Origin of the sequence: Nocardia amikacinitolerans NBRC 108937 (assembly GCF_001612615.1) — a bacterium.
Lineage (GTDB): Bacteria > Actinomycetota > Actinomycetes > Mycobacteriales > Mycobacteriaceae > Nocardia > Nocardia amikacinitolerans.
On record NZ_BDAU01000060.1, the window covers coordinates 21,307 to 28,636 of the forward strand.

The 7,330-nt window shown below is 68.9% G+C and carries 6 protein-coding genes and 1 riboswitch; of the genes, 3 read left to right on the forward strand and 3 right to left on the reverse strand.

All coding sequences use genetic code 11. From position 1 onward, the window contains the following. Nucleotides 1-223: 223 nt before the first annotated feature. Both NAM01S_RS31770 and NAM01S_RS31775 read right to left on the reverse strand, forming a co-directional pair. Nucleotides 224-2,179, reverse strand: coding sequence for an acyl-CoA dehydrogenase family protein (locus NAM01S_RS31770; RefSeq protein WP_067792593.1), 1,956 nt, complete (start codon nt 2,177-2,179; stop codon nt 224-226). A 149-nt stretch (nt 2,180-2,328) separates the two neighbouring features. Further along, nucleotides 2,329-3,510: a DUF8462 domain-containing protein gene (locus NAM01S_RS31775; RefSeq protein ID WP_067792562.1), complete on the reverse strand. Its 1,182-nt coding sequence runs from the start codon at nt 3,508-3,510 to the stop codon at nt 2,329-2,331. A 148-nt stretch (nt 3,511-3,658) separates the two neighbouring features. Here NAM01S_RS31775 and NAM01S_RS31780 point away from each other — a divergent pair, with 148 nt between their 5' ends. From NAM01S_RS31780 to NAM01S_RS31790, 3 genes are all read left to right on the forward strand, one after another. Further along, a complete protein-coding gene (locus tag NAM01S_RS31780; protein ID WP_067792565.1) occupies nt 3,659-3,922 on the forward strand; it encodes a hypothetical protein in 264 nt (87 codons plus the stop codon). 204 nt (nt 3,923-4,126) lie between these two features. Beyond that, a riboswitch (cyclic di-AMP (ydaO/yuaA leader) is annotated at nt 4,127-4,296 on the forward strand. A gap of 15 nt (nt 4,297-4,311) precedes the next feature. Beyond that, a complete protein-coding gene (locus tag NAM01S_RS31785; RefSeq protein WP_245910260.1) occupies nt 4,312-4,968 on the forward strand; it encodes a C40 family peptidase in 657 nt (218 codons plus the stop codon). A 198-nt stretch (nt 4,969-5,166) separates the two neighbouring features. After that, a complete protein-coding gene (locus tag NAM01S_RS31790; RefSeq protein ID WP_067792568.1) occupies nt 5,167-5,562 on the forward strand; it encodes an RNA-binding S4 domain-containing protein in 396 nt (131 codons plus the stop codon). A gap of 3 nt (nt 5,563-5,565) precedes the next feature. Here the strand turns inward: NAM01S_RS31790 and NAM01S_RS31795 are convergent. After that, nucleotides 5,566-7,330 (reverse strand): fatty acyl-AMP ligase (locus tag NAM01S_RS31795; RefSeq protein ID WP_307188711.1); only part of this gene is annotated, 1,765 nt, incomplete at its 5' end.

Below are 7,330 nucleotides of genomic sequence, written 5' to 3' on the forward strand. Positions count from 1 at the left end.
TGGTATCGGATTGTCTATCGAACCTCCTAGAGCTGGGTAGATTTCTCTACCGCACGCGGTATCGGAATCTAATGGCATCTAGCGGATCTGCCATACATGGGCAGATTCGGATGACGCCGGTGCGACACAGCGGTCGTGCACCCGCATGAGGCGGGGGCGACGAGGCAATCGTGCACCGCGCGACGCCCGGTGGGACGGCCCACCGGGCGCACGCCCCGACTCGCTACGGACTCACCTGCGCCTTCGTCGACGGCAGGAACGGCCGCAGCAGATTGGTCTCGGTGGACGGACCGATCTGCCACTCGGCGATCCACGGTCCCGTGCCCTCACTCGGGTCGATGACGCCGTCCTCCAACCACGTGTACCGCCCGTCCAGCACGCCCCTGGTGAGGGTGCGGTCCTCGTCGTCGGTGTTCTCCCAGAGCCCGTCGAAGAGCTCGCGCACCCGGATGCGGGATTGGCGGCAGAACGTGTCGGCGAGCTCGACGGCCGCGTGGCCCTCGGGCTCACCGGTGGCGCGCTGGGCTTCGGCCCGCACGCAGGCCGCCGACATGGCGAACAGCTCGGCGCCGATGTCGACGATGCGCCCGAGGAAGTTCTGCCGGTACTCGAGGCCGGCCTGCCAGCGCGCCATGCCGTACATCAGCGAGCGCGCCTGCTTGCGCGAGCTGCGTTCGACGAACCGGAGATGCCGTCCCAGCGTGCCGAATTCGGCATAGGTACCGGTGACGGTGCCCGCACCGACCGCGAGCTGCGGGAACCACTTGGCGTAGAAGCCGGTGGCGCCGACGGCGGCCTTGGCCTTGTCCTTGAACTCGGCCTTGCGGTCGACGAGCGCGCCGGCGGCGGCCATGTGCGCGTCGGCCATCTCGCGGGCGATCAGCAGCCGCATGATCTCGCTGGAGCCCTCGAAGATCCGGTTGATGCGCAGGTCGCGCAGCAGCTGTTCGGCGCCGACCGCCCGCTCGCCGCGCGCGGCGAGCGACGCGGCGGTCTCGTAGCCGCGTCCGCCGCGGATCTGCACCAGCTCGTCGGCGATCCGGCAGCTCATCTCGCTGGCCCACAGCTTGGCGAGCGCGGCCTCGATACGGATGTCGTTGCGGTCCTCGTCGCACATGGTCGCCGAGAGGTCGAGCGCCGCCTCCAGCGCGTAGGTGGTCGCCGCGATGAACGAGATCTTCTCGCCGACGGCGGCGTGCTCGCCGACCGGCCTGCCCCACTGCACGCGCTGTGCGCTCCACTCCCTTGCGATCTTCAGCGACCATTTCGCGGCCGCGGTGCACATCGCCGGAATGGCGAGCCGCCCTGCGTTCAGCGTCGTCAGCGCGATCTTGAGGCCGTCGCCCTCCCTACCGATCAGGTTGCGCTTCGGTACGCGCACGTTGTGCATCCGGGTGACGCCGTTCTCGATGCCGCGTAGACCCATGAACGCGTTGCGCCGCTCGACCGTGATGCCCGGGGTGTCGGCCTCGACGACGAACGCCGAGATGCCGCCGCGGTGCCCTTCGCTCTTGGGCACCCGCGCCATCACCACGAGCAGCTCGGCGACGACGCCGTTGGTGGTCCAGAGCTTCACGCCGTTCAGCTCGTAGGCCTCGCCGTCGGCGGTCGGCGTCGCGGTGCTCGCCATGCGGGCCGGGTCGGAACCGACGTCGGGTTCGGTGAGCAGGAACGCGCTGACCGCGCCCGCCGCGCAGCGGGGCAGGAACTCGGCCTTCTGCTCGGGGGTGCCCGCCAATTTCAGCGGTTCAGGCACGCCGATGGACTGGTGCGCCGAGAGCAGCACGCCGAGGCTCGGATGCGCCGAACCGACGAGCATCAGCGCGCGGTTGTAGCCGTACTGCGTCAGGCCCTGGCCGCCGTAGGACTCCGGGATCTTCAGGCCGAAGCAGCCCAGCTCGGCGAGACCCTTAACGTATTCGTCCGGGATGCGGCCCTCGGCCTCGATCACCGAGCCGTCGATGCTCTCGCAGAGCGGCCGCAGCCGCGCCAGGTAGGCCTCGGTGCGCGCGGCCTCCTCCGCGCCCGGCCGTGGGTACGGGTGAATCAGATCGAGCCGGAACCGTCCGAGAAACATCTCCTTGGCGAACGACGGTTTGGCCCAGCTGGTTTCGCGGGATTCCTCGACAAGTGCGCGAGCCTGTTCTTCGGTGGCGTCGACTTTCGCGGGAGTCGCCATGGTGTCCTCCTCGGACGTGATCAGAATCACATTCGAGTGTAGGAAAGTCGGTTACTCACCGGTAGGGATTGGCCCGATCGATTTCTACCGATTTCTAATGATCTTGATAGAGAGCAAGGTCGTATCGCGGGCCGCGCGCCCCCTAGTGATCACACGCTGCGCAGGTAGCGGCCGAAATGCGGGACCGTGAAACCGATCGTGCCGCGCTCGGCCGAGTAGATCAGCCCCTTTTTGATCAGGCCGTCCCGCGCAGGCGAGAGCGAGGCCGGTTTGCGCCCGAGTTCGCTCGCCACCGCGGCGGTCGCGACAGGACCGTCGTCGCCGGACAGATCGGCCATGGCGCGCATGTACTCCCGCTCCGCCGGGGTTGCCCGCTCATAGCGGGAGCCGAAGAAGCCGACCGCCAACTCCTCCTCGGCCGCGGGCGATGCCACCTCGACATCCTCGGCGGTGATCGGGCTCTCCGGCGCCTGATCCCAGGCCGCCTTGCCATACGCCTGCACGAAATACGGGTAGCCGTCGGCCCTTTCGTACAGCGCGTCCAACGCCTCCTCGGTGAACTTCACCTCCTCGCGCTCGGCGGGCGCGATCAGCGCCTGGTCGGCCGACTCGCGGTCCAGTCGATCGATTCGGTGGTAGCTGAAAAGGCGCTCCGAGTAGCTCTTCGACGCGGACAGCACCGCGGGCAAATGCGGAAGACCCGCGCCGACGACGATCAAAGGCGCGCCGTCCTGGCTCAATTCGTGGCAGGCGCCGCAGATCGCGGAGATGTCGGCGGCGCCGAGGTCCTGCATCTCGTCGATGAAGATCGCCATGCCGACGCCGATGTCGCCTGCCAGCCCCGCCGCCTCTCTGAGCAGCTCCACCAGGTCGATCTCGATGTCGCCGGAGTCGGCGCGGCCCGAGACCGCGGGCACGTCGATGCCGGGCTGCCAACGCTCCCGCATGCCCTTGTCAGCGGTGGCCCGCAACGCGAAGGCCTTGAGGATGCCGAGGAAGTCGTCGACCCGCTCCGGATTGCGGTGCGCCATTGCGATGGCACGGGTGGCCATGTGCAGCGCCGAAGAGAGCGGTCTGCGCAGCTCCTGATCGGGTCGCGCCTCGATCTTGCCGGTGCCCCAGCCGCGCGAGATGGCGGCCGAGCGAAGTTGATTGAGCAGCACCGTCTTTCCGACGCCGCGCAGACCGGTGAGCATCACGCTGCGTTCCGGCCTGCCCCGCGCGACGCGCTCGAGCACGATGTCGAAGGCCTTCAGTTGCTTGTCGCGCCCGGCGAGTTCGGGCGGGCGCTGGCCCGCGCCGGGTGCATACGGATTGCGCACGGGGTCCATGCCGACACACCGTAGCGCGTTCGGACAGAAGAATCTTCCTATCTCTAGACGATGTCGTAGAGAGGGGTATTTCGTCCTTGTCTTCCGCGTGGAAGTCTTTACGCTTGGGGCGGTTCGGTGAACGGCCCGCGTGGGAAACGGAGGAGTCATGTCCGAGGAGCCAGCTCCCCACACCACCGCCGAGGTGGTCGAGTCCTGGACCGTGCCCGCCGGAGCGACCCAGGCCGGGCTGATCCGGTCCAACATCCTCGTCGCCATCGAGCAGGGCTACGACGATCCGCAGCTGGTCGCCGATCTCGCGGTCGGCCCGCTGGTCATGGCGCTCGGCAAACTCGAGGTCGGCCTCGCCGAGGCGCGGCGGCGCATCGAGGAGCTGGAGCGTGCGCTCGCCGAGCGCGACGGGCGGTCCTGAACTCGCCCGTCTCGCTTCGTAACACTGTCTCGCGCGCCGAGACCTGGCCGTGACCTGAGCACCTCGGCATCATTTCGCCCGGTCGTCCAGTGAATTCTCACAAGGACTGGAAAAGGCCTTGCTGTGCGCTGGACAACACCGCGCCGACATCGTAATCTCTTCGTGACTTCGTGGAGGGAGTCGCTTCGTAAGTGGAGTGGCGCCATGAAGTCACCGCCTAAACGGCAGACGGCCCACCAGGATCCGCCTGCCGTGCCGGGGACCCACAGGTTCGTCTGGGGTGAATCCGCAAAGGCCGCAAGGCCGGAGTGGTAGGGCCGATCTTCCCGGCCCGAACCCGTCAGCTAACCCGGTCGGCGGAAGAGCAGGAAGATCGGAGACTCAGCTCGGTGGGTAAACACAGCTTGCAGCGGGAATCGCGACTGCCGAATTCCGTGAAGGGTGCTCTCGTCATGGGCGCGGTGGCCGCTACCGGCGCGATGCCCGCGGTGCCCGCGATGGCCGCCACGATCAACATCCCCGGCATCGGTGGTTTCGATGTTCCGGTACCCCAAGAGTTCGAACAGCCGGTCCAGCAGCTCAACCAGCAGCTTCAGCAGGCGCTCGCCGCGCCGCAGGCCGGTGCCCCGCAGCAGGCGCCGCTCGCCGCGCCGCAGTTCCCGAATTTCCAGATGCCCAACCCGTTCGAGGTGCAGAGCTCTCCGGGTGACATCGCTCTCGACGCCGCCAAGACCAAGGTCGGCGCCATGTACTCCTGGGGCGCCGCGGGCCCGTCCAGCTTCGACTGCTCCGGCCTGGTGAAGTGGGCCTACCGGCAGGCCGGTATCGAGCTGCCCCGCACCAGCTTCGAGCAGTCCCACGTCGGCGCTCCCGTCGCCTTCCAGGACCTGCAGCCCGGTGACATCGTCGTGACCAACGGCGGCGGCCACGTCGGCCTGTACGCGGGTGACGGCAAGCTGCTCAACGCGGTTCAGTCGGGTCAGCCGGTGTCCTACACCCCGCTGCGTCCGGACATGGTGGTCACCGCGCGTCGCATCGTCGACTGAGTCCGAACACACGAGCGCGGCTTCGACAACCCGAGCGCGGGACCTTCGAGCCCTGGCGCAGCTTCGATTAGCCCAGCGCGGCTTCAAGGGGCTGGCTCAGCCTCGACGGGCCCAGCGCGGCTTCGAATAGCCGAGCGCGGCTTCGATGAGCAACCGCACGGCTGGAGTCGCGTCGGAAGCACGCCGTAGGCTGGACAAGTGCCGCAGGGAGAGCAAACTGCCTTGACGCAGGCCAGGGTCGATTCCTGGACCTGGGCGGTGCGCCTGTTCAAAACCCGGTCCGCCGCCGCGGAAGCCTGCCGAGGCGGGCACGTCCGCGTCAACGGCAGCACCGCGAAACCCGCCCAGCCCGTGCGGCCGGGCGATGAGATTCGCATCCGCGCGGGCGGTGTGGAACGCATCGTGATCGTCGAGCGGGTCATCACCAAGCGCGTCGGTGCCCCCGTCGCCGCGCAGTGTCTGATCGACCGCAGCCCGCCGCCTCCCTCCCGCGAGATCCTCGCGACCATGCCGCGCCGAGACCGCGGCTCCGGTCGCCCCACCAAGCGGGAGCGTCGCGAGACCGATCGTCTCCTCGGCCGCACCGAGGACTGACCTTCACGGCGCGGGCCGGTTGCCGATCGTCACCAGGTGCGGAAGCCGGCCCGCGCCGAAGAGTCTGCGGCATTCGCCGCGCCGCAGTTTTCCGCTGGAGGTCTTGGGGATTCCGCCCGGCTTCACGAGCACGACCGAACCCGGCATCACCTCGTGCGCCGTGGCGACCGCGGCCCTGATGCGCCGCGCGATCTCCGCGAGCGCGTCGGCTTCGGCGGCCGCCGCGGCGAGCTCCGCGACAACCACGAGATCCTCGCGCCGCCCGTCGTCGTGGCCGAAGGCGGTCACGTGGCCGGGGCGCACTTCCGGTGCGTGGTCGGCCACCGTCGATTCGATGTCCGACGGGTAGTGGTTGCGGCCGTCCACCACGATGAGGTCCTTGAGCCTGCCCGCGATGTACAGCTGGCCGTCGAACGTGAAGCCGAGATCGCCGGTGCGCAGCCAGTGTTCGGGCCGTCCCGCCAGCGTGGCGCCGAACGTCTCCTCGGTCGCGGTGGGATTGCCGAAGTAGCCTCCGCAGACGTTCGGGCCCGCGACCCAGATCTCACCCACCGTCGCCGCCGGCAGCTCGGTTCGGGCGACTGGATCGACTATCGCGACCCGCTGTCCGACGGGAAAGCCGCAGCCGACGAGCGGGACTCCCGCCGTGTCGGTCTCGTCGACGAGCGCCCTGCCTTCGGCGAGTCCCGCTCGATCGAAGCGGTGCGTCACGGGTTCGGCGGCCTGAGCACCGATGGTCACCGAGAGCGTCGCCTCCGCGAGGCCGTAGCCGGGAGTGTGTGCAGAGTGCCGGAAACCGTTGGCCGCGAACGTCTTCGAGAACGTCTCCAGCACCTCGGAGCGGATCGGTTCGGCGCCGTTGAGCAGCGCGTCGAGGGCGGAGAGATCGAGTTGCTCACGTTCCTGCGCCGTGGTGCCCGAAACAGCCAGGGCGAGGCCGAAATTCGGGCCGCCCGTGGTGCCCGCCCGGTAGTCGGCGCAGGCGCGCAACCAGCGGATCGGGCGTTTGACGAATTCCGTCGGGGCCATGGTCACGCCGAGCACGCCGGAGTACAGCGGCAGTGCCAGCGCCAGCACCAAGCCCATGTCGTGGAAGAACGGCAGCCAGGTGACGATCGGTTTGTGCCGCGCGGCGGGCACTGCGGTCCAGAGTTGTTCCAGTGCCGCACCGAGATTCGCGTGCGTCACCTCGACGCCCGCGGGCGCCTTGGTCGAGCCGGAGGTGTACTGGAGATACGCGGGTCCCGCACCGACGGGATCGAGCACCGGATCCGCGGTCTCCAGCTCGTCGGGTAGGTAGTGGACGCGGCCGAGCGACGTGCCGACGCTCGCCTCGGTCACCGTGTCGCCGGGGGAGAGCAGGCTCAGCGCGGGACGGGAGTCTGCGAGCGCACCCTCGAGCCGCGCGGTGTTGCGCGTGCCGGAGACCGGAAAGAGCGGCACCGCGATGCGATCGGCGTAGAGGCAGGCGAGGAAGGCCACTACGTAGTCCAAGCCGTGCGCGCACAGGATCGCCACGCGGTCACCCGGCTCGGTCGCCTCGCGGAGACGCCGCGCGAGTGCGCCCGCGGCGCGGTGCAGTCGCGCGTAGGTCAGCGCACGTGGCTCGCATACCGTTCCGCGATAACGCAATTCGACGAACGCCTCAGCATCGGGCTTGGTCGCCGCCCACACCGCGACACGTGCGGCGAGCGGGTTGGGGAATTCGGCTGTCACGATGCCTCGCTGTCGTTCGCGGCGACCCGGTCGGCGAGCGGGCTGGGGAATT